At 54.3% G+C, this 17,627-nt stretch carries 11 protein-coding genes and 1 pseudogene; 2 read left to right on the forward strand and 10 right to left on the reverse strand.

Annotation, left to right across the window (positions count from 1 at the left end):
• Window positions 1–85: 85 nt before the first annotated feature.
• Window positions 86–658: a metal-dependent hydrolase gene (locus tag NDO75_RS25720; protein ID WP_277525229.1), complete on the forward strand. Its 573-nt coding sequence runs from the start codon at window positions 86–88 to the stop codon at window positions 656–658.
• A 213-nt stretch (window positions 659–871) separates the two neighbouring features.
• Here NDO75_RS25720 and NDO75_RS27845 read toward each other — a convergent pair.
• Window positions 872–1,276 (reverse strand): annotated as a pseudogene (locus tag NDO75_RS27845) (transcriptional regulator).
• A 347-nt stretch (window positions 1,277–1,623) separates the two neighbouring features.
• On the opposite strand from NDO75_RS27845, the gene NDO75_RS25730 reads away from it, so the two are divergent.
• Complete coding sequence (locus NDO75_RS25730; protein ID WP_277525225.1) at window positions 1,624–3,420, forward strand: multicopper oxidase; 1,797 nt, start codon at window positions 1,624–1,626, stop codon at window positions 3,418–3,420.
• A 101-nt stretch (window positions 3,421–3,521) separates the two neighbouring features.
• Here NDO75_RS25730 and NDO75_RS25735 read toward each other — a convergent pair whose 3' ends face one another.
• From NDO75_RS25735 to NDO75_RS25775, 9 genes are all read right to left on the reverse strand, one after another.
• Window positions 3,522–4,784 (reverse strand): hypothetical protein, encoded by a 1,263-nt coding sequence (locus tag NDO75_RS25735; RefSeq protein ID WP_277525223.1) that lies wholly within the window; start codon window positions 4,782–4,784, stop codon window positions 3,522–3,524.
• A 356-nt stretch (window positions 4,785–5,140) separates the two neighbouring features.
• Window positions 5,141–8,164: a TraM recognition domain-containing protein gene (locus tag NDO75_RS25740; RefSeq protein ID WP_310909420.1), complete on the reverse strand. Its 3,024-nt coding sequence runs from the start codon at window positions 8,162–8,164 to the stop codon at window positions 5,141–5,143.
• Window positions 8,154–9,341, reverse strand: coding sequence for a hypothetical protein (locus NDO75_RS25745; RefSeq protein WP_310909421.1), 1,188 nt, complete (start codon window positions 9,339–9,341; stop codon window positions 8,154–8,156). Before NDO75_RS25745 ends, NDO75_RS25740 begins: the two co-directional genes overlap by 11 nt.
• Window positions 9,342–9,345: 4 nt before the next feature.
• Window positions 9,346–12,648 carry a conjugal transfer protein gene (locus NDO75_RS25750; RefSeq protein WP_310909422.1) on the reverse strand — a complete coding sequence of 1,101 codons (3,303 nt, stop codon included), beginning with the start codon at window positions 12,646–12,648 and terminating at the stop codon, window positions 9,346–9,348.
• Window positions 12,649–12,654: 6 nt separating this feature from the next.
• Window positions 12,655–13,863 (reverse strand): hypothetical protein, encoded by a 1,209-nt coding sequence (locus tag NDO75_RS25755; protein ID WP_277525216.1) that lies wholly within the window; start codon window positions 13,861–13,863, stop codon window positions 12,655–12,657.
• Window positions 13,864–14,721 carry a hypothetical protein gene (locus NDO75_RS25760; protein ID WP_277525214.1) on the reverse strand — a complete coding sequence of 286 codons (858 nt, stop codon included), beginning with the start codon at window positions 14,719–14,721 and terminating at the stop codon, window positions 13,864–13,866.
• Window positions 14,718–16,472 (reverse strand): hypothetical protein, encoded by a 1,755-nt coding sequence (locus NDO75_RS25765; protein ID WP_277525211.1) that lies wholly within the window; start codon window positions 16,470–16,472, stop codon window positions 14,718–14,720. The genes NDO75_RS25760 and NDO75_RS25765 overlap by 4 nt, the downstream gene beginning before the upstream one ends.
• A 31-nt stretch (window positions 16,473–16,503) precedes the next feature.
• The gene (locus NDO75_RS25770) at window positions 16,504–16,893 is read right to left on the reverse strand and encodes a pilin (RefSeq protein ID WP_277525210.1); all 390 of its coding nucleotides are present in this window, start codon (window positions 16,891–16,893) and stop codon (window positions 16,504–16,506) included.
• An 88-nt stretch (window positions 16,894–16,981) separates the two neighbouring features.
• Window positions 16,982–17,227, reverse strand: coding sequence for a hypothetical protein (locus tag NDO75_RS25775; RefSeq protein WP_277525208.1), 246 nt, complete (start codon window positions 17,225–17,227; stop codon window positions 16,982–16,984).
• Window positions 17,228–17,627 lie beyond the last annotated feature (400 nt).

The following is a 17,627-nucleotide window of genomic DNA, read 5'->3' on the forward strand; positions in this document are numbered from 1 at the left end:
GATCATCAGACGATGGTGGTTCTACAGTCATCTCTACCGCTACTCGATTTCTGCATTACCGTGCTCCTCGATTGGTGATGCGATTATGATGCCATGGGGGCATCTCGCCTTCGGCTATGTTCTGTATTCACTTGGTCATCGTTTTGTGACACGTAAGCCACCAGCTGGATTTGGAGTCGTTCTCGCAATAGTAGTCGGCACTCAGTTGCCGGATGTCGTAGATAAAACGCTCTCATGGGGACTCCATCTCTTTCCACAAGGCTATTCTATCGCTCACTCCATACTCGTTGCTGTCCCCGTTGGGCTACTTATTCTCGGTGTAACAGCTTTCAGAAGCCGAGATATCGGTATCGCATTTGTCCTGGCATACTGGTCGCATCTCGTTGGTGATGCGATGCTCGCCGTTCCAAAACGTGGTGTTTCGCCGGGCGATCGGCTTCTTTGGCCAATCGTTACGCTTCCGCCATACCGAGGCGAACCAACATTGTTTGGGCAAATCGAGAGAATCTTCAGTACATTCTTCAACGAGATGCTGACTACCGAACATTTTCTCTTTCTCGCTATTTACACAGTACCGTATCTACTGGTATTCTCGCTCTGGGTAATTGATGGCTCACCTGGCATCGCGTTTCTTTGGCGAAAAGAGAACCACAAGTGAGCGTATCAGCGCATCATTCGCACACCCCCGAAGAGATCAAAGTGGGATCGAGTGACTCTGCGCTACCGCTTCAATTGTTTCGAACGAACAGGGGATTCATCTCATAGATACTGCTGGCAAAGTACATCGGTGCGCCAGAGTAACTCGTCGACCACGTGTAGCGAGAACAGAGAGTGAGGGCTTCGGTTTTCGGATATCCAAGAACAGGATCTTTCAGGGTGCTGCTGAACCGATACTCCCATTCGATTCTGCAAACAAGATGTCAATTTCAAGACTGTCATAGGCCAGTTTCGGTTTCTTTGCCTGACCAGGTCTGTCGTTTTTCAACTCAATGATGCCAATGTCTTCGAGCTCGGAAAGGTTCCGATGGACCTGCTTGTAGTCTCGCTCCACCAGGTCAGCGGCTTCGCGGATGCTCTCGGGCTCGTGTTTGGAGACTGTCACCAACAGTTATAGGTTTTTCGGGCTAAGCAGGCGACTAAGTTCTGCATACGATCCGAAGTTCAACACTGGCTGGGCATCGTCAAGGTCTTTACCCGCTTGGGCAGCCTTGATGTGGCTATGCGTGCGCTGATTGAGACGATTACGTTCACCGACGGTAACTTTGAACGTGGGCATGATGTATACTTCCTGGAGACGTCCTACCCCGACCAGTTCCATGAGACAGGCGACATCTCTTAGGTTTCGCGTTTAAAGCGATTATAGAGCGTCAACATTCCGGGGAACTCGATGGTTCAAATACCGTGACAAATACAGGTGAAATACATATCGCCTAGGTCAGTAGTTTCACCTGCCGTTGTGGATTTAGAACTCGCCCATTTCTTATACCAATAATTCTCCAGCCAACTTCCCCATCTTATGAAATACAGTAGGTGGTAGTAGTGACAAGCATGTTCTCTCGATTCCCATCCGACAGGAACGGCCCTCACCACTATCCATGAGAGGTTTATACGCTAATATGTATTATGAACGAGCGTAGCGAGGTGCTTGGAACAGGTGTCTCACGCCGTAAACTTCTCTTGGCAACCAGTGCGACAAGTATCTCGGCTATTGCAGGCTGTTCAGCACCGAGCTCAACGGAGGAACCAATACCAACTACTGTATCAGAGCATTCGTCGCCAGACCTCGAAAAATGGGTCGACCAAGTTCCACGCCCAGGAGTTATAGAGCCAACTGGGACGAAAAACGGACAACCTTATTACGAAATTGGGATGCGTGAGGTTGAACAGAAACTCCACAACGATCTTCCCTTGACGACAGTCTGGGGATACGACGGCCAGTATCCAGGGCCGACTATCGAAGCCCAACAGGGCGAACCAATCTATGTGCGGTGGCAAAACGAATTACCAGACGATCACCTCTTACCCGAAGATACGACGATCCATAGCGATCTTATACCGTACGATACGCTAGGCGTACGCGTCGTAACGCACCTTCATGGTGGGAACGTCGAATCCGAGAGCGATGGTCATGCTCAGGCGTGGTTCACTCGGGACTTTCAGGAGACGGGACCGAAATTCGAGAAAAATGACTATTACTATGTGAACGATCAGCCTCCAACGACTCTGTGGTACCACGACCACTCTCTCGGCATCACACGACTAAACGTGTATGCCGGTCTGGCGGGCTTCTATCTCCTTCGAAACGAACACGAACAGGAACTCGGGCTACCAGAGGGCGAGTACGAGATCCCACTCGTTCTTCAGGATCGAAGCTTCAATGATGACGGATCGTTGTTCTATCCGACAGCCGTCTCGGATGATCAGATACGTGGAGATGATCCACAACCGGAGCCAAGCATCGTTCCACAGTTCTACGGAGATACGTCAATCGTTAACGGGAAAGCCTGGCCTCGACTGCCTGTCGAACCTAGAAGATACCGGTTGCGGCTTCTCAACGGGGCAAATAGTCGATACTACAATCTTACACTCCTTGAGTACGACGAAACCTCCGGCGAGACCGCTGCCGATGGTCCCTCATTCATCCAGATCGGGAACGATGGTGGTCTCCTCTCAGAACCGGTCGAGATCACTGATCGCCTCGAACTTGGATCGAGTCAACGTGCCGACGTCGTCGTTGACTTTTCCGACTACGCTGGCCAAACGCTGCTCCTCCACAACAATGCACCATCACTGTACCGAGGCACGCTAGAGAGAAGCGAGGAGACGAAGCCACTTCCGGAGGTTATGCTCATCGACGTTGACGACGCAGGAAATGTTCAAGATTCAAGCCAGGTCCCGAACGAACTAACGACAGTTCCGAAACTCCCTGCTGACACGGTTGACAGACACAGAAAGCTCTGGCTCTCTACGCGAACCGATGACTATGGACGGAGGCTCCACCTACTCGGGACACAGGATCAAATACGAGGGTACAAACTGACTGATCCCGTCACCGAAAATCCAATGCTCGGTGATACCGAGATCTGGAGTATCGCTAATAACACCGGGATGTCGCACCCAATACATATCCACCTTATCCACTTTCAGGTATTGGGCCGACAGTCGCTGGCCGACTACGACGCGACCGCGGAGACCATCGATACGGACACATTCCAGTCACCAAGACCCTTCGAATTGGGCTGGAAAGACGTAGTGACTGTTGATCCTGGTGAGGTGGTTCACGTGATTGCACACTTTGGAGAGTACAAAGGGTTGTTCAACGACCAGACTGGCGAATACATGTGGCATTGTCACATGATTGAACACGAGGATCACGACATGATGCGTCCCCTCAGAGTAGGGACGGATTCTGATGACTAACTGGACTTAAACTGTTGTCATTCAGTTCGCAGACTTACTTACCGAATTGGGTGCCTCTATTATCAGTCGCTCTAAGTTGAAGAAACCCTTTTCTCAACGAGTTACTTGGAACTACCTCCAAATAATCGTCCCCACAGAGAGGATGTCTCTGAAGCGGTGTCACAGTCGGACATCGTCTCGGCTTGTCCTTCTCGAGTCTGCTTGATCTCTCGGTTACGCTCCGCAAGTTCGGTTTTGAGATCCTCGATCGTTGCCTCGAGGCGATCAATACGCTCATCTTTCTGTTCGAGCGTGGCCTCAAGTTCGTCGACACGGACAGTCAACAGTCGATTCTTCTCGACTAGATACGCACGATTCTGATTCTGCTCCAATTCGTCACGGCTAGCAGTGGTGGACGACTTGCTTGTTCTTGGAATAGATTCAGTTGACGTATCTCGAGTGTCCGGGTCGTAGAACTCGGAGGAACTCGCAATCGCTCGTTCGATGGTCTTCTCGCCATACGTAGAGCCGTCTGCGTAGTGGACCTCATCCCACTTGTTTCGGAACAGCCCTGATTGGCGGAAGAGCCGATCTATCTGCTGCTGGTCACCACCAGTCCAGAACGCCAGCAAACAACACAGCGCCATGTCCGCCTCTGACTGACTCTCGTAACCAGCAGTCGAACCACGCCACAACCGTTCGAACTTCTCACCGTTCGATGCGTTCTGCGCTCGCTCGAGCAGCTCCTGATCCTTGAGATCAACGCCAGTATGAGCTGCACTGCCTGTCGTTTCGGTCTCGTCCCTATTGCGATGGTTCCCAGATTCGTGCTCTGAACGTGGGTCAGAGTCTTGGACGTACTCACGATGGATTGCTACTAGTGCGTCCTGCCGGCGTGCAACGCGAGGTGGCGTGTCCTCGAGGCGGTCGCCGGTCACGGTGAAAAACCGGGCAGTGTCGTACAGTTCGATACTGCCACGGCGGTTCCGCCCATCTGGGAGTTCTCCCTCAATGAGTACGTGGAACCCAGTACCCGAGGGAGAGATCTCCGTATAGGAATCGAGTCGCTCGATGATGTCCAGCGCTATGCCGTCGACGTCGTCGCTTGCGGGATCTCGACAGTCATCCAGATCCACACCGACGATGGGATCGTCGTCGGTAAAGACGAAGCCAATGCCATCGGTGTTCCCTGTGTCAGCGTACTCGAGTGCTGTCTTGAACGACGCCCATGTTTCGGGATCCGTTGACGACGCGAACGCACCACTGCCTGGCGTCACGGGTATCTTTGTCGTCTTCCCATCTCGAGGCTCTTCTTTCCAGCAGACCCACTGGTCGCGCTCACGTAGTTCTTCGGGGAATACCGAGACCGCACTCTCAGACATCATCGATCGACCTCGTAATATGCGTCCAGTTGGACATCGTGCATCCACTATCACGGTGCTGACAAACACACCGAAATCCAGTGGGCTGTTCGCTACCCTGTCCAACGGGGGCTACCCCTTCTATACTAGTTGGTTTTGACCCTCGACTTGCCATGAACATCGCTTCCGTCCTGCGGTTTTGCCCTGAACATTTTTCAGACCTTTGACCTGAATAATTAATTTGCCCTGAACAAATAGTGGTGTAAACAGGAAATTGGCGTGTGACTGGCCTGATGAGCAGAGATCGGAATACTAGTGCTAGTGCAGAGGTATCCAATGTTTTATTCTCTTTAAATATAGACATATTTATGATATGAATCTCATTCAAGGAGCTTTGATCCATCGCTGGTCAGGTCAATTCCAGTGTAGACTGTTACCAGATTATCGCTGTCTCTGATACGGTCATCTTCATACTCAACGACGTTCGCAAGCTTCCGACCGAACCAGCTCGCGTTTGTCCCATCAATGTCCTGCTGATCAGTCCATCTCGAGTACGCCTGAAACAATTCTTCCTTCGGTATCTGCACACCATCTGCCTCTCTGATGTACATCGCTGCGAACGCCTCGATGCCATCACTATCTGGTTCGATCTGTACAGATTGCTCTCCTGTGGAGCATGATTCTGCCGGCTGGGACGGCTCCACAGCCTTGGAGTGTTCAGCAGAAGAAGCATCTGGCCATAGCTCCTCGTTATCCGGCGATTCAGACAGCTCGTACGTGTCGCCCTGCTGGAAGAGCAGGGGACTCCCGTCTGTCGGGTGTATCAGGATGAGATAGCTCTCACGCGAATAGTTCGCGTCTGGCAGGTCAACGTCGGGAAGGAACGGCCGTTTGATCGGCGTCCACTCTGTCTCGAACTCGCTTTTCGAGTTGTAAGTCAGTGTCTCACCGGGTTGGTGGACGGTGTACTGACCGGACTCATGATCATAACTGTAGTAGGCCGGCACATCATCTTTCGAGGTCGGACCATCATCCGGCACACGGGTAAATTCTGTCTCACCATCTGACAGCACACGCTCTCCGTTGTCACGTACCCAGACAGTCCGATTTGCATCCGTCGTCTGTGGACGAACCGCAGTGACGCCACCATGAGCTGTCGCGCCACCACCGAAGGTCACAATCTCATCACAGTTGTAGAACTGCTCAGTGCCATCCGATCGTTCGTGCAGTGGCTTTGAAAGGATATTCTCGACTCGTGATGCCACCTGTGTCTCAGATTCTCCAGGTCGAACAACGAAGATCGGAATGCGGTCTTCCTCGTGAGCGCGTTTGAGATTCTGCAGAACCTTCGCCGGTCGGTCGGGCGTTGTTGTCTCAGCCTCGATGTTAAACACCACATCGCGATCTGGGTGCGTGGCAACTGCGTCAGGTTGCTCGCTCCCATCTTGCTCGAGGATCTCGACACTAAACCCGCATTCAGTGAGCGATACCTCAGCATCCAGGAGCACTGCATCGTGGCTAGTTCCACCAGCTGAGCCGACAGTGCCCGTCTTGGGCCGGACTAGCTCTTCACCCTTGTCAGTGAGGCGAGCGACGATCTCGTCGTTCTGCAGGTCGACCTCGATCAACTGCGAGGTATCACGCACGTCCGGCAGGTCTTCGTATGCATAATCAATCTCAGGCTCGGTCTTCTCAAGACGGGCCATGAGTTCCTCGTCAACAGCCGTGACGTCGACCCAGCCGTTTTCCGCCCGCACACCTTCTCGGATCTGGACTGTACGTAGCGCTTCTGCCATGGTCTCATCCAGTATCTTCGTCGGATTGGCGGCTTCATTGGCGTCGCTGTAGATGAGGTTCTGGAGGATCTCCGCGTCAGTCAACGGCTTAGTACCATAGCGCTCTAAGCTCTGTTCGATAACATCATCAACGTCGTCTGTGCCACGGAGAGGCGGATACGGCGGAAACGTCCGAATCAAGACGGGTTCGGAGTATCGTCCTCCAGAGAGGGGAAGCCGCGTCCACACTTTGAACTGGTCGGTCGTGATGAGGTCTTCTGCTGTGTAGTCGCGGAACCGTTTCATCAATAACTTAGCGTCATCACTGTCGTTGACCGAGAACGTGAGGAGGTTGTCGCAGTTGTTCTGCATCGCTTTCAACGTATCCTCGTCAAACTGCGAGGGATACTGTGAGGCAAGGGTCACGGAGAGCCGCATCGACCGGGCTCGAGCCAACATTGACTCGATATCGAGATTATCGCTGGCGATATCATCGAACTCATCACAGAGGACGAAGTAGGGATCCGGCGTCGTATCTATCTCGTACGACCGCCGCTGGATAGCACTCCAGAGATTGCGCATTACGCCGAGCGTGACCATCTTCTTGATGTCTGTGTTCTCGACGGGCGTTCGGACAATGACAATTCGGTCGTTATCAATGATGTCTCGGAAATCGATCGTACTCTCACGATGGGCAATGATCCGACGAATCACCGAATTCTCGACCCACGACTTGATCCGTTTCAGGAGCGGGCGGATCGTCTCCTCTTCCATGTTCGCGATCTCGAGGCAGAACTCTCTGATATAGGGGTCCTCAACGTCGAGTGCGAAGTCTTCGCGCCGCTCGGCGTTGAGTAAGGTGAAGTACATATCGATGATCGAGAACGGCTTCTCCGATTTCATCATCGCTCGCGCCATCGATTCGGTGATCGCCTCCATGTTGATACCCCAGTAATCGGAAGTATCGAAGACCGCTTTCAGGTTCTCAACTCGGTTTTCGATCTCGTTCTCGAGTTCCTCGGTAGTCTCACACTCGGGCACCTCGAGGAAGTTCATCCCGATCGTCTTCTCGTGGGTGGTCGAGCCAGGTTCGATCCAAACCACGTCCTTGAGACGATGTTTGGGGAGCATCCGGAGCAACTCTCGAGAGTCACGACCCTTGGGGTCGAAGTACGTGAAGCCATAGCCGGAGTAGGCCCACTGAACCATCATATTCAGGAGTTCGGTTGTCTTTCCGTAGCCAGTTGTTCCAGCGATCCAGGTGTGGCGAAAGAGCGACTCGAAACGGAACGGCGCCTCACGAAAACCAGTCTGGGGATCCTCTGAGTAGCCAATCCAGAGTGGGGCTGGTGCGTTGTACATCCCAGCTTCGAACATTTCTCGAACGAACGAGCCTGCAACTGTTCCCTCGTCGACTGTTTCCGTGATAACCGGCTTCCCACCAATACGAGTCGTGTTCTGTTCCACGATATTATATTGGTCACCGTCATCGAGATCGGGTTGCTGATGAGTGGACGATTCTGAGATCGTGTTCTCTTCTGTCTGTTCATCGCCTCTAGCAACTCGCTCCTCATGTCGGTCGTCGCTGGAAGCCTCGTTGCCGGGTCCGAAGAAGCGATCAAGCACCATCGAATCCCTCCTGCTCTCGAGTGGGCTCTTCAAAGCTGACTGCTGTCTCGTTCGGAATGCTAGGGGTCTGCCCATCTACCGGTGATTCGTCAGCTGCGTATCGGCTTCCATCTGCTGGCAACCGATCACCACGCTGTGTATATCGCCAGTCAATCTTTGGTGTCTCAATCTCCGAATTGGGGATGTGTGCGACACCGGCAAGTTCGTCGACGGTCATAATCATGTGCTGATTGATCCACTCGCGGTCACGCATTCGCTCGACAAACTGCCGAAGCCGCGTTGCGCGTTTGCTCTCTCGGCGATGCCAGACGGGCTTGTCGTCGAGGCCCTGCTCAGTGATCGCGTTGTAGTACTTCCTGAACATTCCCGCGACGCCACGAGCACGGGCCTCGGCTTCGTCTTGTTCGCTCGAGGCAGCGAGGACGCGAATGTTCACGTGGAACGCCTGCTGACCACGCTGCTGTTCGATGGTTTTCGCGGCCTGTTTGTCCTTCTCGCTTGGCGGTCGCGTACGAGGGTTGAGCCAGCCGACGGACGTCCCTTGCCGAAGCGCGTGAGCGAGTTCGTCGACGCTATTATGTTTGAACCGGTCGCCGTCGGTCCACGACTGTTTTGCAGGCCGGAAGACGACCTGCGTAACGACGGTACTCTCATCGAGCGACAGCATCTCGCTCGTAACCTCGCCGTAGGGATCCGTCTCGAACCCCTCGCTATTGTGATGGCGAATCGGGTAGTAGGGGATCTTCTCCATCTCGAGCCACGCACCAGCGACGTACTCGTCAGAGTTGATAATGGGGAACGCATAGCCCTCTTCAACCGGGAAAACCTCGCTGTTGGCGTAGTTGTTCCCAACACGACGACGGAACTTGTCGACAGCTGCCTCAGTGGCAGCGTGCATGTAGAACTTGATCTTCCCTTTGTCGAACCAGACCTCAAACGAGTGGTGGTCGCTCGTATTCTTTCCGCGGAAGTTCGTCGTCACATCGTGGACTGACTGGAGAACCCCAGCCCCGTCCGCTATACCGTTGTTCTCTTTGTAGGGGCGGATCCGCAGCAGCGTACCTGGCGTATCCGCTTGCTGTTGGACGAACGAATCGTGTTCACCGAAGTCGAGTTGTGTCGCCTCGTACTGTGGCGACGAATCCAAGATCGTCTTGATTCGCTTGAGCCTAGTCATGGTCTTAGGTATCACACGTAGTTTCAGTCGTCTCCTCTGCAGTAACTGACTCTCCTGATTCTCCACCATCAGGCCGGACAGCCGACTTCTCACTGTCTGTCTCGAGGGAATACTTGACGAGCGCATCGAGAACCTCCTCTTTCGTGAGATTTACCTCAAGAAGCCGACCGGCCGCGTCTGCGCTGAGATCGAGACGCGTTGCAAGCGCGTTGCGCTGGGCTTCGTTCTCGACAAACTCTTCGAAGGCGAGCAACTCCGCTGGCTCTTCACGAATTGCCTGCTCGATGAAGGCCTGGTCCTCTGGGTCGTAGTTGATGACGCGCTTCTCGAAGTCGTCGGCGACGAGATGCAGCGGATACGTTCCATGTTCTTCGACGCGAACAAGCGATTGACTGTATCCGAGGTCTTCCTTCCCTGCATCAGCCCGTCGAACGTACCGACGTTGTTCCTCTGTGAGGCCGATTTTGTCGGCTGTCTCGTCGCCTAGGTCGGGCAATTTGTGAAAGACCTTGATCGGACACATCCCGATGATCTTCTCGGCCTGCTCGGTCTCATAGAACTCCTGGGCAGTCTGCGAGAGGAGAACCATTCGAAGGCCGGCGTGGCGCTGGTGACGGAATGCCGTCTCGAGGAAATCAAGGTTCGCCTGGTCCTCGAAGAGGTAGTGCGCTTCGTCGATCGCGAGTTCGACGTTCCGTTGGGTGTTCTTCGCCTGCTGATAGATCGTCGAGAGCAAGAGTTGCATCAGGAACGTCTGGCGGTCGATTCCTGATGCGCTGCCCTCGATCTGCCCGAGATCGATGTAGACGACCTTGTTGTCGCCCTCGAGGATATTGATCTCCGAGCGGTGTGAGAGATTTTCGTAGGCACCGCCCTCTCGGAAGGGCTGAAACGCGATTGCAAGTTCGTCTGCATATTGTGCGGCACGCTCGCGAGCGGATTCGGATGCCGCAATATTGTGCTCATCTGGATTCTCGGCGATATCACAGAGAATCCGATGGACGTCCTGGATCGTCGGTGAGTTCTTCGAGGTATGCGTCGAGACATCATCCTCGACGATCCCTGCTTGTCGGTAGGCCTCGTCAATGACGTACGAGAGGACACCCGTCTCGGCACCGAGTTCGATATCACGAGCGTCGAGGAAGTTCTCGAGAATGGCGTAGACCTCGTCTTTCTTCGCCGAGAGAGGTGAGATACCATCGTTGGACTTGAGGACGTGCCGTGGCGTCTCTCGGATCTCGAGCGGGTTCAGTTTCGTGTCGCCCCCGACGGTGATCGTCTTCGCGTTCAAAGCATCCGCGATACCACGGAAGCCGCCGACTGGATCGACGAGGACGAGCATCGTGTCGTTGCGCCGCTTCATCATCCGCAGGTGGCGCATGATATCACCGAACGTTTTCCCAGCACCCGGCATCCCGACGACGAGTTCGCTGTGCCCGGTCTCGAGTTCCCACGGGTTGATTCGGATGGGAGAACCGTTGTGGCCGTGATAGCCGTACTCGATACCGTCGTCCATCATCTGGTAGTTCGACGAGAACGGGAACATCGCGCCGATCGCCTGATTCGTCAGTGTGGACATCCGATCGCGACCGAGTTCGTTCGTCCCGAGCGGTGACACCGTTGCGAGGCCACGTTCTTGCCACCGGCTCGCGACCTTGAGCGTACAGTTCGCCGGGGCATCCTTGACGATCGACCGCAAGCGAGTCGTCTGATTGTCGAGCGCTTGCTCGCTGTCAGCGGCGAGGCGAATGAACACGCCACCGCGGTAGAACGACGCTTTGTTCGCACGAACGAGCGACCGCATGTATTTCGCCTGATCGATATCGTCCTGAAGATCCTCGGATTGGAGGCTGTTCGAGTCGTGCTGATTGATCTTCAAATCCGAGATCCAGTCCGCCATCATGTCTTGGGCCGACTGGCTGTCGAACGGGTCGAGGTGGATGCTGATATCCGTCTGAAGGTCGGTCTCGAGCAATAGACGCTCGAGGAGGCCATCCGAGGGTTCCTCGGGGAACTGTTCGATCCAGAACGTACGGACGTACGTCTCGTCGTTGATCACGGCGTAGGTCGTCTCCCAATCGACCGTCGTCGGGGCGATAACCGACTGGTGCATCGTCGACGTATCTGGCAACCAATCGCCGGATGGAATCGAGAGACCCTCGTCGATATTCTCTTCAGTACGATCGTCCGAGGCTGATTCCGACGTACTGGTCTGTTCGTCCATTGCATCGAGGACGTCATCGGGATCGGGCGTTGCTGGAACACCATCGCTAATCCCGTGGGCGACGACTGGGAACGTACCCAGTGTATCCGTGATATCAGCGTACTCCTCGGACTGACACGACCAGTACTCCTTCGTGATCCGAGCAAGGTCGTATGCGTCAACCGGGCCAACTGAACACTGGTAGAGCGACGAGCCGCCGCGTCGAAGCTGTGTGAGTCGTGACTCGAGTTGCTCTGCTTTGAGTCGCTCACGCTCAGGGTCAGTTAGCTCATCGGTCTGGAACCGGTCGAAGAATCGACCTACCATAGGCATCTCTGCGAGATAGGCGAGGACGCTGTCACCCGTCTCATCGAATTGTTCGACATCGTCATCGTTCACTGCAGTGATGAGGTAGTACTCGCGAATCGTTGTCGTCTCTGAGTCGATGTCTCCGCTTTCGGTCGTATTCGCGGTGACGTATTTTTCGAGAAGCCGCTTCAAGACCGGCCGTGACCGAACATCAGCGTCACCGAGTCGGTCTTGGTGTGCACGGACGACATCGTCATCGTCGACCTCTCGGCTGGTGATATAGATCTTCACTGGGAAGTCCACAGTCGAGTTAACGAACTCAGAAAGCGACTGGACAGCCTTCGCCCATGCATCGTCGTCCTCGAGGGCCATGTTCGCTGGCTCGACTTGCATCGCTCCGACGAGTGCACCATCCGTTCGTTCGACAGCGTGGGGGTACACCCGTTGTAAGCGAGTCAGATACCGAACCTCGCTGTTGTCCTCACCACCGTGGGCATACTCCTTGTTCTGGATCGCCCAGCCGAAGCGGGCAGCGAGCCACTCGGTGAGCCAGAGGTATCTGGGCTTCACCTTATGGAGCAAGAACAGGAGGATCGTGAGCATGATTCCGAATCCCAGTACCGGGATCGTCAGTGCAGCAGGGACGAACGTCGCTGCGATGACAGTGACGAACGCCACTGAGAGAAACAGCATGAGTTCGCCGATCGTGTACCCTCGAAAGAACGCCGTAGTGCCGCCCAGTGATTGATGGATCTTTCTCGTACTATACTCGCTATCAGCTGTATTCGTACTCATACGAAATTACCACCGTGAGACCTTCTGTTTCGTGTTCTTGAGCCCGCGCTTTGCTCGAGTCGATGTCTTCTGTGTGGCTTTACGAGCGTCATCGGCGGCTTTGTCTCGCATACGGCCCGTCTTCGACTTCCGAAGATTATTGTACCGACCAGCGTGAGCCTTCGTCGAGCGGGCTGATGATCCGAGCTGGTAGGCTTTCGAGTTGCCACCCCCGAGCGTCGTCTGGCCACTCTTCGTGACTGCGCCAACCTGATTGTTCGCATATCCTCGATGGACGTTTCGGGCCCCCCGGACAGCCTTTCCAGAAGTACGTTTTGCCTTCGCAGCCCCGGATGCGGCTGCTGTAGGATTCGTTGCCGAGACGCCCTTCTGTGCGACGGTCCGTATTGCCGGGCTGCTCCAGTACACCGTCATGATCATCGTGATAATCGCTGCAGGAATCAGCGTTAATCCGATGAACAACGAAAAGAGGCCCTTAACAGATGTTTCGAGACCGCCAACCTCCCAGCCGATTCGGAAGAGAATAGCTGGCGGAATCCCAGCGAGCACTAAGCCTGGATAGATCCCTGAAGCTCGGCGTGCCATGTTTGCCGCAGGACTAAACGGCCAGACTTCCATCGACCAGAGGACGCCTAGTAGCGGCATGATCGGCGTCAAGACGCAGAGTGCAATCCATCGGAGAGCGACGACAAACCCTGCGATAACTAAGAAGAAGTTCGATATGACGACCATCGCAAGGATGGTGAACACGCCCCCAAGCGAGGATTGGATGAGGCCACCGAGTCCTGCCGACATCTCGTCGATTGGGGCAATCGTCATACCTACTGCGTCGATGAACTGTAACGGAATCGATACAAGTGGAAACCAAACAAAAGTCCCCATAAATACGAGACCAAGTCGTCGCAGGAGCTGTTTTCGTCGGTACTCACTCATCGAACCTGCCCGGAGTCCAACAAACGCAAAGGCGATAACCGACAGCATGATCGCCAGCGGCATGATGTATGAGAGGTATACGTCCTGATACAGACTCTCCCATGGCGCATTGTCCGGGGTTCCGACAACCATATACCCCGAATCTGATTTGGGGGTTGGAACACCGACGATTGGACCTAAGATCGCTTCATAAATGTCATTGACAAGGCCGAGAAGCGCATCGGTGAAATCCTCGATGACGTTCTCAATTGCAGTCTCAACTTCGTTTTGAAGCCATCCCATTCAACTCTCACCCTCGCTAAATGAACCTCTAGTAGAGTCGCTATTGACGATGGTAAGACTACACGATTGATCGCCCCCATATTCAATATCCTGAGTATATGATGGATCTGGTCCGACTTGAACGACGGCCGTGACAGTCATCGGTTCTGTCTCGAGATCGCTACAGTTCAGCGAGTGAACTGCACCATCTGTAGCATAGACCGACCCCTTAGAATAAACAGTAGTCTCCCCCGGCGGTAAGCGTGCCTCGTGGTAGTATGACTGCGATTTTTTCGACTGCAGTCGAGCAACCGGAGCTCCTTCCCACTCGAGTTCAGTGAGCAACGATGGAATCGTCCCCGTGTTCTCAATAACGACTGCCGCATATGTCTCCCAAGTAGGCGAGTTTTTGTCCCACCCCATGTCGGGATTCTCTGCCGCCCACAGGACATCTGTGATTGTACAGTTAGCCTCGAGCGTGAGCGTCGTTGTATCGACCTGATCGTCTCCATCGAGGGCGACTAGCTCGTATTTTCCAGTGGGGAAGTCATCTTCATATCGGCCAAGAATTTCGAACGATGTCTCAGTCTCGCCGTTCTCGAGACGCTGTTGATCATACAGCTCTCCACTCGGATCAACGAGATTGATGAACTCAACCGACGTATCATCAGCAACTTCGATCTCGAGGCTCTCCTCCGCTATCTCGACGGACGTGAAGACATCACTATCTCCAGCACTGATTCCGTTTCCATTTGTACTATTGTTCGATGGGTCTGACCCTGACGCACAGCCAGCAAGAGTGGCTGTACTAACGCCGAGGGTAGCAAGAACTGACCTGCGAGCGATACGACTGCCATCCGTATTGGAATTTTCTGTCATTGTTGATCTGTAAGTCCGAGGAACGTGCCTCCGGACAGGTAGTCGAAACCGTAGACAGCCAGAGCGACCGGCAGAAACCAGAGCAGTGTTACGAGAATCAACTGAACGATCTTCTGGAAACCGGGATATTTCGGTGGGATCTTCGCCCGGTCCTCCGCTGCGGAGTACAGTTGATTCGCGCGCCACCACTCCGTTGGAATGTACTGCCCATCAACGACTACAGACGGCCGATTCTCGAGTTCGAGAACGGCCATTCCACTAGCGTTGACAGTAGTGGACTGATTCCCAACTTCGACCCGGCCGGTTGTGATCGGATCACCGGTCGCCTTCTCTGTGACAGTTGCCTGAACGCGGGCCCCTGACGAGTTCGCTTCGAGGACCGTCAATTCGAGGTTCGTTTCGCGAACGGTTCCGTTGTCATCAATCGAGATGGATTGCGACTGGCCACGGACGATGCCGTGAACGGTCACCTCGTCAAAGGTCGCTGCTGGAAGCGTCTCCGATTGGACGGCGACTGACGTTGCGTTCACGTAGCGATCGACAGTCGCAATATCGATCTCGTTCGGGAGGGAGGGACCGTCTTGTTCACTCCCCCAGGCTTCTTCGATAACCAACGGTGGCTCAGCAGTATCCGTCGCCTCGCTTGGCATATCTGGCCGTTTCTGCGCCGGTACGGCGTGAATTTGCGCTGGGCGGACGGATGAGTTCTTCCGGGTCGTGTCCCCTTCCGTTTGGGACACCATCGTGCGCCAGCCGTCTACTCCTGCAGAGTAGAACCGCCAATTTCCACGAAGACGAGCGGTACTGTCAACATCGATTGCTGTCCACCTAGTGCCCGGGTGCACGACGACGCCAGTGCGATTCTCGTTACTCTCGAACGTCACGCGCTTCCCGGCACTATTGTCGATCCGAGTAACGACCGTCTGACGGGATTCGGTTGCCGTTACCCGCTCGCTCACATTCTCGGTTTCAGTCTCCCACGACTCATCACAGGAGTCTGCCTCACTGTCGTAATCATCGCACGTTCGTATTTCATGGCGAAGACGAACGGAGATGGCAACGTCCACGGAGAGGTTCTGTGTCCCTGACAGTCCACTGAACTCGAGAGTGGAGCGATGATCGTCACCGGAGTCGAGTACCTGACCGTCTGCGCGTAGTTCGACACTGTCAATATCTGTCTCAGCAATCGACCACTGATTGCGGACCGAGCCAGTGGTATCGTCATCTGGAACACGGACTCGGTAATCGGTTATCGCGAGGATCTCACCGTCTGGAGCGATGTACTGTGTCGAGTTGTTTCCTGAATGCAACACCGTCGACGGCTGTACTACAAAGATGCTCGCGTACGCATCCCTGATGTAGCGCCCGTCCTCAAGCTGTGCTCTCTCGGGATGAACTGACGTCTTCTCATTTCCAGGGGTGAAATCCTGGACGTCACCACTGTTCCAGGTTTCGACGTCTTCAACCGGTTCTTCGAACGGAACATCCGTCGACCCTGCGAGCCGAGCGGAAAACTCCGCGTCGGAAGAAACGGTATTCGTGAACTCCTCACTTGAGCGGTCCTCCCTATCGATGTCTTCCGACCACAACAGCGGGAACCGCGTTTCGTTTACACCGTAATCCGGTCCGTCAGCAGGAATCGCCGTACTCGAGTTTGGGGCAGCTGCAGCGACACCTACAGTCAGACTCGCAATGCCTCCGCTTACGGCGAGGAACGCAACGGCGACGGAGATCGCACGTGACGTGGTCATTGGATTTCGGTGAAATGGTTTGTCCGCTGTGTTAGAACGGTTTCACACAGTCAGAGAAGCCGAATCCCATCTGACTACCGACTTTGTCGATAAGTTCCGGTGAAATGAGGGCAAGGACGATGATGCCGAATCCGATACCCGACATTACGAGCTTCTCTTTGGCTTGGTTCTTCTTTTCAGGATTTCCACCAGCACGCATGTACGAGAGGCCAGCTCGGCCAACATAGAGACCAGTTGCAGGGAGCCCGAGACCAGCAACAGCGCCGAAAACAATACCGATACCAGTCTCGACACCGGTGCCGCAGTAAACGTCTCCGACATCGCTTTGAGCGGTCGCTGGACCGACTGCAACAATTAACAAGAGGAGTCCAATTGCGAGTGAGACAAGCTGTGGTGGAACAGAGGTGAAAAGCAACTGCACTCGCGGTCTCGTTTGACGAGATGTCGGGGACTTTTCGTTGGTAGCAGGGTGTTCACTAGACGATTCAGTTGCCGTGGAGGATGAACGGTTACTCATGGGAAACTGAGTTGACGCTTGGTGTGTCGAGAAGGTTTTCGAGGTCCTCGAAGCACGAGGTCTGTTCGATCAGGTCGTCGAGGTCACGATCGTCGTCGCGGAGCGCTTCCTCGAGAAGTGCAACGAGCCTGTCCCGCTCGATGTCACGGTACGCCATCTGTTCGGCGAGTGCCTCGCGGAATAGCCCCGATGCGTTGATACCGGTCGCCCAACTGAGGAACAAGGCGTCGGCGGGCATAACCGAGATAGTCGTAGTGGTGGTTCGTTTCACCATTTTCTTACTCACAGACCGGTCGCTGACTGAGGAAACTCGAGAGAAGGTCCTCATCGTGCGGGGTACTGATCACAGAGTCACCGTTTCTATCAGAGTCTCGATGAATCAGTAATCGCGTGACTCGAACGCTGAACCGAAGGAGTTCATCGCTACCATCAATGAGCCAGGTGGAGATGAGTGAAGGTGCTTCTCGAGCGAGTCGGTCCTGAATTATCTCCATTGACTGTTTTTCCACTGGTTCTCACCAAGCGAAATTTCGAGGAGAACGATTATATTTTCACTGGCGTTTACACCGTCAATATGTATGTAACCCGTACTGTTATTTAATCCTCAGATGAATCTATCTGTAACCCGGAAATAATCT

Origin of the sequence: Natrinema sp. 1APR25-10V2 (assembly GCF_031626495.1) — an archaeon.
In the GTDB taxonomy this organism is placed as follows: domain Archaea; phylum Halobacteriota; class Halobacteria; order Halobacteriales; family Natrialbaceae; genus Natrinema.